Below are 17,090 nucleotides of genomic sequence, written 5' to 3'. Positions count from 1 at the left end.
AGTGAAACAGTCTGGGGATAGACTGTTTCAGCTCAACAACTTAAAACGAAAAATTGTTGACGAACGCTTTTTCATTTTTCGAGTTCTGTCCCGCTCACCGAAAGGAGAAGAAATGAACTTTGGACAGCAAATCAAAGACTTACGTAAGAAGGAAGGCTTGACCCAGGAGCAGTTTGCCCTCAGACTCAATGTGACCAGGCAGGCTGTTTCAAACTGGGAAAATGACAAGAATCTACCTGATTTGGAGCTCTTGATTCTCATGTCCTCTGTCTTTTCGATCTCCTTAGATCACCTTATCTTAGGAGGAACTGACATGAACAACATGACAGAAAAACTTGTAAAAGACGGTCGTGAAGGCCGCCGTACCCAGATGCACCTGACCATTACCATTATTGGTAGTTTTCTCATGCTTCTCGGCTTCGTCTGCTTTGTCATCAAGGCCAACTCCGTCGAGTATGTCGATGCCAACGGTATCCTGCATGAAAATTTTTATCTCATTCCAGTCGGCTACTTGCTAGTTTTTACAGGAGTCCTTGCCACGCTCCTATCAGGACTAGCTCTACACCGCTTTAGAAAAGAAAATAAGTAAGATGACCAAACACCCACGTTTCCTAAATAGCGACCAATTTTTTGCCTGTCCCCATTGTGGGCAGGCCCTTGGTCTTGACCTCAACAGCCTCCGCTGTCCCAACCGCCACACCTTCGACATCGCCAAGCAGGGCTACGTCAATCTGGCACCCCAGGTCAAGCAGTCCGCCAACTACCACAAGTCTAGTTTTGAAAACCGCCAGGCCTTTTTAGAGGCGGGCTATTACGACCATCTCTATGCGGCTTTGGAGGGGAAAATAGCAGAGCTGGGCTTGCGGTCTGTCTTGGATATCGGTTGTGGGGAAGGCTTTTATTCCCGCAAATTATCCGAGAAAATGGACTTGGACATTCTTGCCTTTGATATTTCCAAGGATTCTATACTCCTAGCAGCGAAAACAGACAGTACCAAGTCGGTCAAATGGTTTGTCGGTGACTTAACCAAGTTGCCTATTCAAGACAAGACCATTGACGGCATCTTGGACATCTTTTCCCCAGCTAATTATCAGGAGTTTGCCAGAGTGCTGAAAGCTTGTGGGGCTATTCTCAAACTGGTCCCAGGTCCCAATCACCTCAAGGAGCTCCGCCATTTAGCCAAAGACCAACTCCGCAAGGAATCCTATGACAACAGTGAGATTGTGGATCATTTCAGGTCTTACCTGGGGCAGGTGGAGCAGGTGCTGGTCAGCAGGACCTTGCCGATTACAGCCGCCCATGCTCAAGTCTTGGCAGACATGACGCCCCTCTTTTTCCAAGTGGACCAGTCCAAGCTGGATTTGAGCCAGTTGACTGAGATTACAGTCGAGGGAGTGTTCTTGGTTGGAACGATATAAAAATGAAACCGCCTCTGGATTCAGAAGCGGTTTTGCTTTATTTCTCATACTCTTCGAAAATCAAAGTCAGACGTTGTTGACTTGATTTGATGAACTTCAGTTCTATCTGCACCTGCGTCGCCTAGTCTGATTCTGATTTTCATTGAGTATCAAATTCTGCCTTACTTTTTACATCGCCGTATTCTTCAGCGACTTCTTTGCTGAGGATGTCAGCGTAGCTGGCAAGTTGGATGTCTTGTCCGTATTTTTTACGGAGGGCAGTTGTGACCAAGCGGTAGGCTAGGTTGGCATTGCGGGACAGGATTGGTCCGTGGAAGTAGCTGCCGAAGGTATTTTTGTAGTGCAGGCCTTCGCCGCCGTCTTCCTTGTTGTTGCCATTACCATAGACAACCTTGCCCAGCGGTTTTTGGTTGTCAGCTAGGAAGGTACGGCCTTGGTGGTTTTCAAAACCATAGTAGGTTTCGTTGAATTCATCATTGTGAATTTTGATGTCACCGATGTAGCGGTTATTGGTCTGGTTGAGGGTGTAGTGGCCCATGATACCCAATCCATCAATCTTGCGGCCGCCAGCTTCTATGTAGTATTGACCGAGCAATTGGAAGCCACCACAGATAGCCAGCATGACACCGTCGTTTTCGATAAAGTCTGCTAGGCTGTCTTTTTTAGTTGGTAAATCCTTAGCCAGAATGGATTGTTCATAGTCCTGACCACCGCCGAAAAAGGCGATGTCGTAGAAATCCTTGTCAAATTCATCTGTCAGTGAGACGATGTCCACCTGAACATGAGCCCCCAGCTTTTCAGCCACATACTTGAGCATGAGGATATTGCCATTGTCACCGTAGGTATTCATCAAATCACCGTAGAGGTGAGCGATGTGGAGATCATAAGTGTAGTCTTTTTCAGGACTTTTTAATGACGTATAGACCATTATTTCATCTCCTTTCCAACGGCTTGGCGTTGAGCCAGCAAGTCACGGAATTCCAGCATCGCCGTATAGGTTGCGAGGATATAGGCATGCTGACTGCTAGATTGCTCAATCAAGGTCATGATGTCTTCTAGTTTTGGCGTTTCAGTAATCTGGTCCTCTGGATAGCCAGTCACACGGAGGCGACGGGCAATTTCAGACGAGCGAACACCGCCTGCAAAGACTTGTGGAATGTCCATTTGAGTGATTTGTTCAAAGTCGGCGTCCCAAATCCAGCTGGTATCAATTCCATCAGCGTAGTTGGCATTGAGAAGGACAGACAGGCTAAAATCGTAAGGAGCCAGTTTCATCATTTCAATAGCCTGGGTTGCACCGACAGGATTTTTAATCAAGACCAGAGTACAATCTTTATCGCCCAATTTAAAGGTTTCTTGGCGACCAAATACTGCCTTGGACTTGTCAAAACCTGCCTTGATTTTCTCAGGAGATACGCCGAAAAATTCTGCCACGCTGACAGCTGCTAGGGCATTGTAGATGTTGTAGAGGCCTCCGATGTTGATTTTGTAATCCTGACCGTCAATGGCAAAGGTAGAAGAAGTATTGGTGATTTCTTTCAAGTCTGTCAACTTATAGTCCAGCTCTGGTCGGCTAAAGCCACAGTTGGTACAGATGTAGCTGCCCAAGTTCGCATAGGTATTGAGCTTGTACTGGATAATCTGGTGGCAATGAGGACAGAGAACGCCTTCGGTATTGTAATGGGCCAGACGTGGCTCATGCTCTTCCGTCGCAAAACCGTAGTATTTTACTGGATTGATAACGTTCGTTGAGTTGAAAAGCGGGCTGTCACCGTTAGCGAGAATGGTCGCCTCTGGTGCCTTGGCAGCCCCGTCCAAAATCATCTGGTAGGTGGTATAAATCTCACCGTAGCGGTCCATTTGGTCGCGGAAAATATTGGTGAAGACAATCAGGCTAGGCTTGATAAAGTCGGTCACACGGACCAGGCTGGCCTCATCAATCTCCAGGACGGCAATCTTCTTGCCATTTTTATTTTTCTTGGCAGACAGGAAAGTAGCCGTAATGCCTGTAATCATATTGGCACCGCTGGTATTGGTCGTGATTTCGCCAAAGGCTTCTTGGAGGATGCCAACTGTCAGGGCGGTGGTCAGGGTCTTACCGTTAGTACCTGTCACAACAACGACTTCATAATCCTTAGCCAAACTATCTAAAATATGTTTATCGAATTTGAGGGCAATTTTTCCAGGCAGGGTAGTACCACGTCCTAGTTTTTTCAAAATGAACTGGGAACTTTTTCCTGCTAGAATACCCAAAGCTGTATTTATTTTCATGGGACTATTTTATCATAAAGGTCACTGATTTTCTAGAATGGAGTGTGTTGGAATGTGATATATTCCTGCAGTAAATCTGTAATATTTTTAACAGGAAGGTCACTATTTTCTAAAGAAAAGGGGAAAAATATGGTATAATGAGTACATTACTATGTATGAGTTAGAAAGTATGAGAATGATATGTTAAACCTAAACCAGTTACTGGATACAGGGTATTGGTCGAGTTTGATAGCCAGTCCTTGGACCGCACTGTTGCACCTAATTGATATTAGTATAGTTGTTTATTTGATTTATAATTTTAGTAAGGCCATTGCAGGTACTAAAATTATGACATTGATTCGAGGGGTTTTTCTCTTCATTATTGTCCAGATTATAGCTAGTTTATTCGGTCTGCAGACGATTGCTTGGCTGATTAATCAAGTAATCACGTATGGAGTTATTGCAGCAGTAGTTATTTTTGCACCAGAGTTGCGTGCCATGCTTGAAAAACTCGGCAGGACAACTCAAATTTTTGGGGCAAATACTGTGAGTGCAGAAGAAAAGCTGATTGTTGCTTTTCTCAAATCTGTTGCTTATATGTCTCCGCGTAAAATTGGTGCACTTGTGGCAGTAGAACAAGCCCAAACATTACAAGAATATAGAGCAACGGGGATTCCTCTCAATGCGGATATATCTCAGGAATTGTTAATAAATATTTTCATCCCGAATACACCGTTACACGATGGGGCCGTAATTGTCAAGGAAGACAAAGTAGCGGTTGCTTGTGCTTATTTGCCCCTGTCAGAGAGCGCAGGAATTTCAAAGGAATTTGGAACACGACATCGTGCAGCCATTGGCTTATCGGAGGTATCTGATGCGTTTGTATTTATTGTTTCTGAAGAAACTGGCAGTATCTCTATTGCACGAAACGGGATATTTAAACATGATTTGACTTTGGATGAGTTTGAAGTAGAGTTGCGAGCGACTTTTATTTCTGAAAATGTAGAGAAAAAGTCCATCTGGAAGCGATTAGGAGGTGGCAAACATGAACGATAAGTTTAAAGCTGTAGGTCACTTAGCCCTATCTATTTTTCTAGCATTGTTGCTCTTTTTCTATGCAACAACCACCAACTATAAAAATTCAGAATCAGCTGCACAGAACACGGAGTCAGAAACCTATGTTCACACACTGAACAATGTACCGATTGAGATTGAATATGATACAAACAAGTATTTTATTTCCGGATTTTCTTCGACGGTGGCAGTTGAATTAAGGGGCTCTAATCGTGTTCTCCTACAGAGAGAATCAGATGAGTCAACTCGGACTTTTCAAGTGACTGCGGATTTGAGAGAGTTGAGTGATGGGACACAAACTGTCAAGCTACAATTGACCAATTTGCCGGCAGGAGTGAGTGCGACACTGGCACCTGATGCGATTACCGTCAAGATTGGTAAAAAAGTTAGCAAGGCATTCCCAGTAGCAGGTCGAGTCTATAGTAATCAATTGGCAGAAGGTTACAGTCTGTCTAAGGTTTCAGTCAACGTAGATACCGTTAAAGTGACAACGGATGAAGAAACAATGGCTAAGATTGATCGGGTCGAAGCTGTTGCGATGGATGTGAGCAATCTGTCTGAGAATTATAGTGGCACAGCTAAATTACAGGCTGTAGACAGCGATGGCAATGTCTTGCCAGTTGTACTGTCTCAGACGGAAGCAAATATGCAAATTATACTTACAAAAACAAAATAAGAGGTTATGAAAATGGGTAAATATTTTGGGACAGATGGTGTCCGTGGAGAAGCAAACGTAGAATTAACGCCAGAATTAGCATTCAAATTGGGTCGTTTTGGTGGTTATGTCCTTAGCCAGCATGAGACGGATGTTCCTCGTGTCTTTGTGGCGCGTGACACACGTATCTCAGGTCAAATGTTAGAGGCTGCCTTGATTGCAGGACTTCTATCAGTAGGGATTCATGTGTATAAATTGGGAGTTTTGGCGACACCGGGTGTTGCCCACCTAGTCAAAACTGAAAAAGCAAGTGCAGGTGTCATGATTTCTGCAAGTCATAACCCAGCGCAAGATAACGGTATCAAATTCTTTGCAGGTGACGGCTTCAAGTTGGATGATGCTTTGGAAGCAGAGATTGAAGCTCTCTTGGATGCTGAAGAAGATACACTTCCTCGTCCATCTGCACATGGTTTGGGTGATGTGGTAGATTATCCAGAAGGCTTGCGTAAATACGAATCCTTCCTTGTTTCAACAGGTATTCAGCTAGAAGGTATGAAAGTTGCCTTGGATACTGCCAATGGCGCTGCCTCAACCTCTGCTCGTCAAATTTTTGCGGATTTGGGAGCTGATTTAACCGTTATGGCTGAACATCCAGACGGATTGAATATTAATGAAGGCGTTGGCTCAACTCATCCTGAAAAATTGCAAGAACTGGTCAAGGAAACAGGTAGTCAAATTGGACTTGCCTTTGACGGAGACAGTGACCGCTTGATTGCTGTCGATGAAAATGGTGACTTGGTTGATGGCGACCGTATCATGTATATCCTTGGTAAGTACTTGGCAGACAAGGGATTGCTGGCTAAGAACACAATTGTGACAACTGTTATGTCTAACCTTGGTTTCCATAAGGCTTTGGATCGTGAAGGTATTGAAAAAGCTGTGACCGCAGTTGGTGACCGTTATGTGGTTGAAGAAATGCGTAAAGGTGGCTACAATGTCGGTGGTGAGCAGTCAGGACATGTGATTCTGATGGATTATAATACCACAGGCGACGGCCAGTTGACCGCTGTGCAATTGACCAAAATCATGAAAGAAACTGGTAAGAAGTTGTCAGAATTGGCAGCAGAAGTGACCATTTACCCACAAAAATTGGTCAATATCCGTGTGGAAAACAGCATGAAAGACAAGGCTATGGAAGTACCTGCTATTGCAGCTATCATTGAAAAAATGGAAGCAGAAATGGCTGGTAATGGTCGCATCTTGGTTCGCCCAAGTGGTACTGAGCCCCTCTTGCGTGTCATGGCAGAAGCGCCGACTGACGCAGAGGTAGATTACTATGTCGATACCATCGCAGATGTGGTGCGTGCGGAAATTGGTTTGGATTAAGAAAAAGACAGAGACTGGAAGGATTTCCAGCCTCTTTTGTGAGGAAATATGAGTATTTTAGAAGTAAAGAATTTAAGTCATGGGTTTGGTGACCGCGCAATTTTTGAGAATGTCTCCTTCCGTCTCTTGAAAGGGGAACATATCGGACTTGTCGGTGCCAATGGTGAAGGGAAATCAACCTTCATGTCCATAGTGACAGGTCAATTGCAGCCAGATGAAGGTAAGGTTGAATGGTCACGTTATGTAACGGCAGGTTATTTAGATCAGCATGCTAAACTAGAAAAGGGTCAATCAGTCCGTGATGTCTTGCGGACAGCATTCGATGAACTTTTCAAGACAGAAGCTCGTATCAATGACATTTACATGTCTATGGCAGAAGAGGGTGCCGATATGGATGCCCTCATGGAAGAGGTTGGTGAGCTGCAAGACCGTCTGGAAAGCCGTGATTTCTATACGCTTGATGCCAAGATTGACGAAGTAGCGCGTGCGCTTGGTGTCATGGACTATGGCATGGACAAGGATGTGACGGAGTTATCGGGTGGCCAACGGACTAAAGTTCTTTTGGCAAAATTGCTCTTGGAAAAGCCTGACATCTTGCTTCTGGATGAGCCGACCAACTACTTGGATGCAGAGCATATTGACTGGCTCAAACGCTACTTGCAGAACTATGAAAATGCCTTTGTCTTGATTTCGCATGACATTCCTTTCTTGAATGATGTGATTAACATTGTCTACCATGTGGAAAATCAGCTCTTGACTCGCTACACAGGTGATTACTACCAATTCCAAGAAGTCCATGCTATGAAGCGGGCTCAGTTGGAGGCAGCCTATGAGCGCCAGCAGAAGGAAATTGCAGACTTGCAGGATTTCGTTAACCGTAATAAGGCCCGAGTTGCGACTCGAAACATGGCCATGTCTCGTCAGAAGAAATTGGACAAGATGGAGATTATTGAGCTTCAAGCAGAGAAGCCAAAGCCATCATTTGATTTCAAAATGGCTCGGACACCAAGTCGTTTTATCTTCCAAACGACTGATTTGGAAATTGGTTATGACCGTGTATTGACACGTAAACCGCTCAATTTGACCTTTGAACGCAACCAGAAGATTGCCATTGTCGGTGCCAACGGTATCGGTAAATCTACTCTTCTTAAAAGTTTGCTGGGGATTATTCCACCGCTGGGCGGTTCTGTGGAGCGTGGAGAGTATTTGGAACTAGGCTATTTTGAGCAAGAAGTAGCTGGTGGCAATCGTCAGACCCCGCTGGAAGCCGTTTGGGATGCCTTTCCAGCCCTTAACCAGGCAGAAGTGCGGGCTGCCTTGGCTCGTTGTGGTCTGACTTCCAAGCATATCGAAAGCCAAATTCAAGTTCTTTCAGGTGGTGAGCAGGCCAAAGTTCGTTTCTGTTTGCTTATGAACCGTGAAAACAATGTCTTAGTTCTCGACGAGCCGACTAACCATTTGGATGTGGATGCCAAGGATGAACTCAAACGTGCCCTTCAAGCCTATAAGGGCTCAATTCTCATGGTCTGCCACGAGCCTGATTTCTACGAGGGCTGGGTTGACGATGTATGGGATTTTAATGAATTGACATAAGGAAAGAAGCTACCGAAAGGTGGCTTTTTGGTTCAGTTTGCAAAGACGAAAATGTTATTGCATGCTTTTCAAATTTTCACTACCTGATACTCATTTTTTATTCTATTGACCAAGCCTCGTTTTTCTGCTAATATGGAAAAATGTTTGTTTGGAGGTAAATGAGTGAATAAAATAATATCTGTATGGAAAAAAATGAATTTAATCCGAAAAATTGGAATTGGTGTTGTTTTGGGAGTGTTACTAGGCTTAATTGCTCCAAAAATAACAGTCATTGCTCTCTTTGGTAGTCTATTTGTAGGAGCATTGAAAGCTATAGCTCCTCTTTTGGTTCTGACACTAGTTGCGCATGCTCTATCACAAGCTCCTGCTGGTCAAAAATCGAATATGAGGACAGTTATCTGCTTGTATCTATTTGGCACTTTTGCTGCGGCCTTCATTGCTGTAGGAGCAAGCTATTTATTCCCTATTAAACTGGTTCTCTCTACTACAACGACTACGGACATTACTCCTCCACAAGGGATTGCTGAAGTATTCCAAGATTTGTTATTGAAAATAGTCGACAATCCGATTAATGCTCTTGCAACGGCTAATTATATTGGTGTTTTGACATGGGCGGCAGTGTTTGGCTTGGCCTTTCGTCATGCAAGCAAGACAACCAAAGATTTATTGCAATCTGCTGCGGAAGTGACTTCTAAAGTTGTAGGCTGGGTTATTGGTCTGGCACCATTTGGTATTATGGGCTTGGTTTTCGATACCATTGCAAATAATGGTCTGACAGCTTTAAAAGACTATGGTTTACTGCTCTTACTCTTGGTTGGAAGCATGATTTTTGTCGCGCTTGTTGTCAATCCCTTGATTGCTTTTCTTGTAATGAAGAAAAATCCTTACCCGCTGGTATTTGAATGTCTTCGAGTTAGTGGGGTTACGGCATTTTTTACAAGAAGTTCAGCAGCTAATATCCCTGTCAACATGCAGCTCTGCAAACGTTTAGGAGTGGATCCAGATTCATACTCAGTATCCATTCCGCTCGGTGCCACAATTAATATGGCTGGCGCGGCTATTACGATTAATATTTTAACAATGGCAGCTGTTCATACACTTGGCATCAGTGTTGATTTCAGCTCAGCTCTTCTTTTATCCGTTGTTGCATCACTATCAGCAGCAGGAGCATCTGGGGTAGCAGGTGGCTCGCTTCTCCTCATCCCAGTAGCATGTAGTCTTTTTGGTATTCCAAATGAGTTAGCCATGCAAGTAGTTGGAGTCGGATTTGTGGTCGGAGTGATTCAGGACTCTTGTGAAACAGCCCTCAACTCATCAACCGATGTTTTGTTTACAGTTGTAGCAGAACGATCTGCTTGGAAAAAATAGAAAGAAGTTGGGAGACCAACTTTTTTCTTCGCTTTACTTCTGAAATCTCTTTCATTTTGTGATAAAATAGACTTACTTTAATCTAGTCTTTTGGTTTACTTTTATTACTAGCTTCAAAGGTTCGGGGAACCTTTGAAGGTCGGAGATGAAACAAACGAAGTTTGTGTCAACAGCCACAGGTATAACTGAAGTACGGCAAAACGAGTTCAAATAATGATGAAATTATTTGAAGTTGGAAATAGGGAAACGAAGTTTCCACTTGCGTCGACGTAATAAAAGATAAACCAAATGACGATACTGAAAAGGAGAACATATGACAATCAATTTTAGAGCAGAGTTTGACAAACGCAAAGATGAGTTTCTAGCGGACCTCTTTGACCTCCTCCGCATCAATTCTGAGCGTGACGACAGCCAGGCAGATGCCCAGCATCCATTTGGACCTGGTCCAGTGCGTGCCTTGGACAAGTTCCTGGAAATCGCTCAGCGTGATGGCTATCCAACCAAGAACGTTGACAACTACGCAGGTCACTTTGAATTTGGCGAGGGCGAAGAAGTCCTCGGTATCTTCGGTCACTTGGACGTGGTGCCAGCAGGAAGTGGTTGGAACACCGCCCCATACGAGCCGCAAATCATCGACGGCAAGCTCTTTGCCCGCGGATCCTCTGACGACAAGGGACCGACCATGGCTTGCTACTATGGCTTGAAAATCATCAAGGAGTTGGGCCTTCCGACCTCTAAAAAAGTTCGCTTCATCGTCGGTACCGACGAAGAGTCAGGCTGGGCGGACATGGATTACTACTTCGAGCACGTCGGCCTTCCCCTGCCAGATTTCGGATTTTCTCCAGATGCTGAGTTCCCGATTATCAACGGCGAAAAGGGCAATATCACAGCTTATCTTCATTTTACGGAGGAAAATAGCGGAGCTGCTAAACTGCATTCCTTCGCAGGCGGTTTGCGTGAGAACATGGTGCCTGAGTCTGCGACAGCTATTGTTTCTGGTGACCTGGCAGACCTAGACAGCAAGTTGGCAGACTTCGCAGCCACTTACGGCCTAAAAGCTGACGCGGAAAACCTTGAAAACGGTCAAGTTCAAGTCACCGTCATCGGAAAATCAGCCCACGGTTCAACCCCAGAAGAAGGTGTCAACGGAGCTACCTACTTGGCTAAATTCCTCAGCCAATTCGCCTTTGACGGAGCAGCCAAAGCCTATCTTGACTTGGCAGGCCAAGTCCTTCTAGAAGACCATGACGCTAAGAAACTCGGCGTAGCCATTTACGATGAGCAAATGGGTGCCCTTTCTATGAACGCTGGTGTCTTTAAGTTTGATGAAAACTCATCTGACAACACTATTGCCCTCAACTTCCGTTATCCAAAAAATACTAACCCTGAAGCTATCAAGGCTGATTTGGAAAAACTGGGTGTGGAAGCTGTCAGTTTGTCTGAGCATGGTCATACCCCGCACTACTGCCCAATCGATGACCCAATGGTTGCGACCCTCTTGTCTGTTTACGAAAAACACACAGGCTTGAAAGGTCACGAACAAGTAATCGGTGGTGGTACATTCGGACGCTTGCTCAAACGTGGTGTTGCCTACGGAGCCATGTTCCCAGGCGATGTCAACACCATGCACCAAGCTAACGAATTTATCGAAGTGGAGCAACTCTACCGTGCCGCTGCCATTTACGCAGAAGCTATCTATGAACTAATTAAGTAATACATGAAGACGGGTTTGCCCGTCTTTTTTAGGAGGAAATATGGAACTAAAAGAACTCACACTTGCAGATATAGAAATGGTCAAAAAGCTCTTTTTGTCTGTATTTAGTCAGGAGCCATGGAATGACGATTGGTCTGACGAGGAACAACTGGACCGCTATCTAGGCGATTTGCTGTCACACCCCAGAGCACTTTGCTTTGGATTGCTTGACCAAGGTAGCCTCATTGCCCTTTCTCTAGGGCACATTCGCTACTGGTATGAGGGGACCGAATACCGTATTGAAGAGCTCTGTATTGCTCGCAACTACCAAGGACGAGGAATTGGTAAGGACTTTCTAAAAAGAATTGAGGAGCAGCTGGTCGAGAGAAAGATTGTTCATATTCTCCTGCAAACAGAACGCACTCTTCCAGCCTTTTTCTTTTATAAAAAATGCGGTTTTCGTGCCTTAGAAGAAGATGTGACCATGGTCAAGAAAGTAGGACATCATGGAACTTGCTGATATTCGTCAGGCGATTATGGAGGATTTAACCAATCAAGCTTTTACGAATCAGGGAATAGTTCCGCTTTTCCAAGCACCGTCTACTGCAAAAATCCTCATTATTGGACAGGCGCCGGGATTAAAAACACAAGAAAAAGGTCGCCTCTTTGATGATACTAGTGGAGAGAATCTGCGGAAATGGTTGGGAGTAGATAGGGAATTCTTCTATGAATCTGGCTATTTTGCTATTCTTCCCATGGATTTCTATTATCCAGGAAAGGGGAAGTCTGGAGATTTGCCGCCTCGCAAGGATTTTGCGCCCAAATGGCACCCACTCATTATGAAGCAACTACCCCAGATTGAGCTGACCTTGTTGATTGGTAAGTATGCCCAGGACTATTATTTAGGAGAATCCCATAGGACTGTGACCGAGAGAGTGGAGAATGCAGGTGATTACCTACCCACCTATTTTCCCCTACCTCATCCATCGCCAAGGAACAATATCTGGCAAGCTAAACATCCTTGGTTTGTTGAACAGACTCTACCGTTACTGAAAAACAACATAAATATATTGTTGGGAAAATGATAATATGATATAATTGTATATATATACCTAATAAATTTTTCTTATCTTTGTTCATCGAAGGAGGTGTTCTGATGAGAAAATGGAAAAAAATTGTCATTGGCTGTTTCGCTATTCTAACGGTTTGCTTGCTATTTGCACCCACACTAGCTAGAGCAAATCAGATTCCAGACCGACCCACAGGTACAACGGTAGTGGATGAGACGCAGTTACTCTCGAGTGAAACCATCGCCAGCATTGACCAGCTCAATCAGACTTGGGCAGTTAGTGAGCAACAACTGCAGGTCGGGGTCTATGTGACTGAAAGTCTTTCAAGGGATATTGAAAGTCTGGCAAATGAAACCTTTCGTCACTGGCAGGTTGGCTTTGCAGGGACAGACAATGGTATCCTCTTGGTGATTGCCATAGCCGACAGGGAATTTCGGATAGAAACATCAGACAATGCTGCCACGGTGTTGACGGATGTGGAAGCCAAGGACATTCTGGAAAATGCCAGAGAATTTTTCCGCCAAGAAGACTATGACGGAGGAGTAACCTATATTGTCCAATCCATAGGAGATCGTTTCTACGGGACAAGTCTGGGTCAGGAACAACTGGCAGCTATGGAAGAAAGAACCAGTGCAGAAAGTGATAGTTTTGTCTGGTTAATGATTGTCATTCTCGTGATAATCATCTTTATGATTATTGATAAATCCAGCCGTGGTGGAGGTGGTCCAGGAAATCTTCTTTGGATGCTGGTGGATGACCGCCATCATTATCATGACAACCATTCCTCTCATTCTTCCTCTTCTTCATCATTCGGAGGAGGTGGCTGGTCTGGTGGCGGTGGTGGAGGCGGCGGAGCCTCGTCTGGTTGGTAAGAAAGGAACAAGTATATGAAAAAGAAATGGTTAATCATACTAATCCCGATTCTCGCTCTGCTATTTTTAGGAATAGGGGCAGTCGGTCAATACAATGGGCTGGTCGATAGCCATGCGGAAGTGGAAAATGCCCAGGCCAATGTGGATACCCAGCTCCAACGCAGATATGACCTGATTCCAAATGTGGTTGCGGCGGTCAAGGGAGCTATGGAACACGAAGAAGAAATATTTACTGCTATTGCAGATGCGCGTGCGAAAATTGGCTCCAGTCAAGCGGGAACTAGTGACTACAATCAGGCCCAAAGTCAGTTGGATTCGGCTGTTTCTCGCTTACTGATGGTGGCGGAAAATTATCCGCAACTGACAGCCAATCAACAGGTATCAGACCTGATTACCGAGCTGGAAGGGACTGAAAATCGGATACTGGTTGCCCGCAAGGATTATAATGCGGTGGCAACAGTCTACAATAAAAAAATCAAGCGATTTCCGACCTCCATCTATGCCAGCCTGTTTGGCTATGAAAAAGTCGAGCTTTTCCAAGCCAGCACAGATGCGGCAACAACCGTGCCAAGTGTGGATTTGAGTGATAAGGAATAAAGGAGATAAATATGGACTTTGGATTTGATATATTGGCAATTATGATACCAATTATTGTTGTTGTACTATTTGTTTTATTGTTTGTATGTGGTTATGTGTCTGCTAAGCCTAACGAAGCGATTGTCATTACCGGCTTGGGCAAACCTCGGACCTTAATTGGGCGTTCTGGTTTTATGATTCCCTTTATCGAAAAACGCTCCTATATCTCTATTGAGCAGTTTTCAACAGATGTGCAGACCACAGATTTTGTACCGACTCTTGATTTTATCAACGTAAAAGCTGATGCGGTCGTAAAAGTAAAGGTTGGGGTATCTGATGAATTGCTCAATGCGGCAGCTCAAAACTTCCTTAACTGGAAAACTGCAGATATTTCTGCCTCTATTCAAGATGTCTTGGAAGGAAATCTGCGTGAAATCATTGGTCAGATGGAACTGCGTGACATGGTTAATAACCGCCAGGCTTTTGCAGAAAAAGTCCAATCCAACGCGGCTCCTGACTTGGCTAAAATGGGGCTGGAAATCATCGCCTTCACGGTTCAATCCTTCACAGATGACAACGATGTCATTAAAAACCTGGGTATTGACAATATTGTGACCATCCAGAAGGATGCCGCAAATGCTCGTGCCAAAGCAGAGCGGGAACAAGCAGAAGTCCGTGCCCGTGAGGATAAGGCGGCTAATGATGCGCGTGTTGCTGCAGACTTAGAAATCGCCAAGAAACAGAATGAACTAGCTATTGAGCAAGCTAATCTAAAACGTCAGTCAGATGTCCAACTGGCACAGGCAAACGCAGCCTATGGCATTGAGGAGCAAGCTCAACGGAAAGAAATCGAGCGTGCAACTGCTGAAGCCAATATTGTCAAGCAACAAAAAGAAGCAGAAGTAAAAGCAGAGGAAGTTAAGGTCCGTGAACAAGAGCTCTCAGCTACTATCCGCAAACAGGCAGAGGCAGAAAAATATGCTCGCCAGCAAGCTGCAGAAGCAGATTTGATTGAACGTCAACGCAAGGCAGAAGCAGAACTCTACGAAACGCAGCGTGAAGCGGAAGCTCAAAAAGCGCGTGCAGAAGCTGCTAAGTATGCTGCGGAGCAAGAAGCGGCAGGTATTGAGGCCAAAGGACGTGCCGAAGCAGAAGCCATCCGTTTGAAACTCGAAGCAGAGGCAGAAGGTCTTAGCAAGAAAGCGGATGCCATGGCCAAGTTCAACGATGCAGCCGTGACAGAAATGGTGGTTAATGTTCTTCCAGAAATCGCCAAGAATATTGCAGCGCCACTTGGAAATGTTGATAAGATTACCATGTACGGCGAAGGGAATGCCTCAAAAATGGTGGGAGACCTGATGACGACCATGGACAAGACAACAGAAGGTCTAGGCCTCAATGTCCGTGATTTAATCAGTGCAACCCTAACTGGTCGTGCCATGTCAACAGGTTTACTGACTGCACAAGAAACAAAAGAAGCGGAAGAGGACAAAGAAAAATAATAAGCAGTTGGAAGAGATGGGTGACTGAGTAGGTTTACACCATCATTTCCATCGCATGATTGTCTTTAAAAATGAAAATGTTTAGAAACAGTAAAAAAAGTAAGTTGTTTATACAAAAAATAAATGAACTATTATCTGATTCAGAATTAAAGTTGAGCAAAGCATTGAAATTCCAGTTGTTGGAAGCAATGGAGTTGTGTGAAAAAGGTAGTAAGATTAGCTATCTTTCCTATAAAACTTATCCATAGGTATTGGAAGAACTAGCTTTGAATAGGATTCAATCGGATAAATTAAAGATGTTTAAGCGCTATTTAGAGCAAGAAAGGTGGAAATATTATTTTGGTTCTGCTTTGGGAATGGCGTTTACTTCGATTAGATAGTGGTTCTGAGGATTTGTAAGTACATTGATTGTGCTGTGCAACTTCGATAGAATATGAGAAAGTCCCAAGAAAGAGCAATCTTGGGACTTTTACAATCTTTATTGAGATTCGTTTTTGTTTATCAGTTATTTACCCACACCCCGCTGACATAATCCTCAGATAGAATGGTTTGACTTAAAACTTTTTTTGTTTGCCAGTCATAGATGAGTGCCTTACCAGCCAGAATCAATAATAATCTGTTACCGTCTAGTTGGCGGACATGGTCAATATAATAAGGACGAGGATTAAGCTCGTCTAGACGATGGTAGCTCTCTTGACCTGTTTGGGTATTATAAATGGTGAAAGAGATTGCGGATAGCCAATCGCTTTCGTGCTCAATGAATAATAGGTTATCTTCCTTGAGTGGTTGGATGCTTCCTGGTGCAGGCTGTGATAAGGTTATGGAGGAAAATGTACGTGTCTTTGTATTAAAGGTCAAAATATCATAGGAAGTCTCAATATCCTTGTAATCTAAAGCATGGTGGCTAGTGATTGGAAGATAGAGTGTATCCTTTGCAAGGAGTCCTTCATGAGTTACTAGATTTTTGTCATATTCGACTATATCTGATGTTGTAAAGCTTGTTTTATCGATGATATAGAGAACATTTTTTTGAGAATCTGATTGACCAGTGGTTATTTGATTGCCTTTTAAATAAATGAATGTATCATCTGCATAGACATATGGAAGTGGGAAAAAATCATCATCTAGTTTTAATTGATTTTTTAATTTGAACGTATTATCAAACTGCGATAAGGCATGGAAAGGACCTGCTGTATAAAAATGTTGTCCATCAGTTCCGCTGATGTAGGTAGCGTATTTGCTTGGCTTACGAAGAATTTCTCCTGTTTTGAAATCAATAGAAACCAAATTGTCATTGGTAAATTTCAGCTGGTCATTGGCAAAAACTAAAGATTGATTGTCTAGAATGTGGTTTTTTCCAGAGCCGAAATAGTTGTCCGAATTCATTTTTTGAGTGTGAATGAGCTTGGGCTGGTCATTAGATAATTGAAAGGCTTCGATTTTACCTGGATAAACGAGATAGAAGTCAGCATTTGAATCGAGTTCTACTTTGGCGTGCTGATAGGTTTCCAATTTCCAAGCGATAAAGGAAAAAATAAGGCAAAAAGCGGCAAGTAAAGCGATTATCATTTTTTTCATAGGGTAAGCCTCCTTTCTATCCATAGTATAGTTTATTTTTTAGAGAAGGACAAGT

Annotated in this window: 16 protein-coding genes; 13 read left to right on the top strand and 3 right to left on the bottom strand. The window is 43.9% G+C overall.

Features of this window, described 5'->3' with window-relative positions; genetic code table 11:
* The first annotated feature begins 112 nt into the window (after positions 1–112).
* Positions 113–589, top strand: a complete 477-nt coding sequence (locus tag ODU55_RS06785; RefSeq protein ID WP_398582353.1) for a DUF3955 domain-containing protein — start codon at positions 113–115, stop codon at positions 587–589.
* Position 590: 1 nt separating this feature from the next.
* Positions 591–1,418, top strand: coding sequence for a putative RNA methyltransferase (locus tag ODU55_RS06780; RefSeq protein ID WP_398582352.1), 828 nt, complete (start codon positions 591–593; stop codon positions 1,416–1,418).
* Between the two features lie 139 nt (positions 1,419–1,557).
* Here the strand turns inward: ODU55_RS06780 and gatD are convergent, their stop codons facing one another.
* Both gatD and murT read right to left on the bottom strand, forming a co-directional pair.
* Positions 1,558–2,346, bottom strand: a complete 789-nt coding sequence (gene gatD, locus ODU55_RS06775) for a lipid II isoglutaminyl synthase subunit GatD (RefSeq protein ID WP_398582351.1) — start codon at positions 2,344–2,346, stop codon at positions 1,558–1,560.
* Positions 2,346–3,689: a lipid II isoglutaminyl synthase subunit MurT gene (murT, locus tag ODU55_RS06770; protein WP_398582350.1), complete on the bottom strand. Its 1,344-nt coding sequence runs from the start codon at positions 3,687–3,689 to the stop codon at positions 2,346–2,348. Before murT ends, gatD begins: the two co-directional genes overlap by 1 nt.
* 180 nt (positions 3,690–3,869) lie before the next feature.
* Between murT and cdaA the strand changes: the two genes are divergently transcribed.
* From cdaA to ODU55_RS06715, 11 genes are all read left to right on the top strand, one after another.
* A complete protein-coding gene (gene cdaA, locus ODU55_RS06765) occupies positions 3,870–4,724 on the top strand; it encodes a diadenylate cyclase CdaA (protein ID WP_398582349.1) in 855 nt (284 codons plus the stop codon).
* Complete coding sequence (locus tag ODU55_RS06760) at positions 4,714–5,418, top strand: YbbR-like domain-containing protein (RefSeq protein WP_024399761.1); 705 nt, start codon at positions 4,714–4,716, stop codon at positions 5,416–5,418. The genes cdaA and ODU55_RS06760 overlap by 11 nt, the downstream gene beginning before the upstream one ends.
* Positions 5,419–5,430: 12 nt before the next feature.
* Positions 5,431–6,783, top strand: a complete 1,353-nt coding sequence (gene glmM, locus ODU55_RS06755; protein ID WP_398582348.1) for a phosphoglucosamine mutase — start codon at positions 5,431–5,433, stop codon at positions 6,781–6,783.
* A 48-nt stretch (positions 6,784–6,831) separates the two neighbouring features.
* On the top strand, positions 6,832–8,376 hold the full coding sequence (locus tag ODU55_RS06750; RefSeq protein WP_009910410.1) for an ABC-F family ATP-binding cassette domain-containing protein: 1,545 nt from the start codon (positions 6,832–6,834) through the stop codon (positions 8,374–8,376).
* A gap of 162 nt (positions 8,377–8,538) precedes the next feature.
* Positions 8,539–9,744 (top strand): serine/threonine transporter SstT, encoded by a 1,206-nt coding sequence (sstT, locus tag ODU55_RS06745; protein WP_398582347.1) that lies wholly within the window; start codon positions 8,539–8,541, stop codon positions 9,742–9,744.
* A gap of 313 nt (positions 9,745–10,057) precedes the next feature.
* The gene (pepV, locus tag ODU55_RS06740) at positions 10,058–11,458 is read left to right on the top strand and encodes a dipeptidase PepV (RefSeq protein WP_398582346.1); all 1,401 of its coding nucleotides are present in this window, start codon (positions 10,058–10,060) and stop codon (positions 11,456–11,458) included.
* A gap of 40 nt (positions 11,459–11,498) precedes the next feature.
* A complete protein-coding gene (locus ODU55_RS06735) occupies positions 11,499–11,957 on the top strand; it encodes a GNAT family N-acetyltransferase (protein WP_398582345.1) in 459 nt (152 codons plus the stop codon).
* Positions 11,944–12,522 carry a uracil-DNA glycosylase family protein gene (locus tag ODU55_RS06730; protein WP_398582344.1) on the top strand — a complete coding sequence of 193 codons (579 nt, stop codon included), beginning with the start codon at positions 11,944–11,946 and terminating at the stop codon, positions 12,520–12,522. Before ODU55_RS06735 ends, ODU55_RS06730 begins: the two co-directional genes overlap by 14 nt.
* A 71-nt stretch (positions 12,523–12,593) precedes the next feature.
* Entirely contained in the window at positions 12,594–13,379 is a 786-nt protein-coding gene (locus ODU55_RS06725; RefSeq protein WP_398582343.1) for a TPM domain-containing protein, read from the top strand.
* Positions 13,380–13,394: 15 nt separating this feature from the next.
* Positions 13,395–13,976 carry a LemA family protein gene (locus tag ODU55_RS06720; RefSeq protein WP_398582342.1) on the top strand — a complete coding sequence of 194 codons (582 nt, stop codon included), beginning with the start codon at positions 13,395–13,397 and terminating at the stop codon, positions 13,974–13,976.
* An 11-nt stretch (positions 13,977–13,987) separates the two neighbouring features.
* On the top strand, positions 13,988–15,457 hold the full coding sequence (locus ODU55_RS06715; protein ID WP_024406895.1) for a flotillin family protein: 1,470 nt from the start codon (positions 13,988–13,990) through the stop codon (positions 15,455–15,457).
* 501 nt (positions 15,458–15,958) lie between these two features.
* Here the strand turns inward: ODU55_RS06715 and ODU55_RS06710 are convergent.
* Positions 15,959–17,035: a hypothetical protein gene (locus tag ODU55_RS06710; protein WP_398582341.1), complete on the bottom strand. Its 1,077-nt coding sequence runs from the start codon at positions 17,033–17,035 to the stop codon at positions 15,959–15,961.
* Between the last annotated feature and the right edge of the window lie 55 nt (positions 17,036–17,090).

Origin of the sequence: Streptococcus sp. 2022WUSS037, from assembly GCF_044427225.1 — a bacterium.
Taxonomy (GTDB): domain Bacteria; phylum Bacillota; class Bacilli; order Lactobacillales; family Streptococcaceae; genus Streptococcus.
This window is presented reverse-complemented; position numbering and strand designations above follow the sequence as displayed.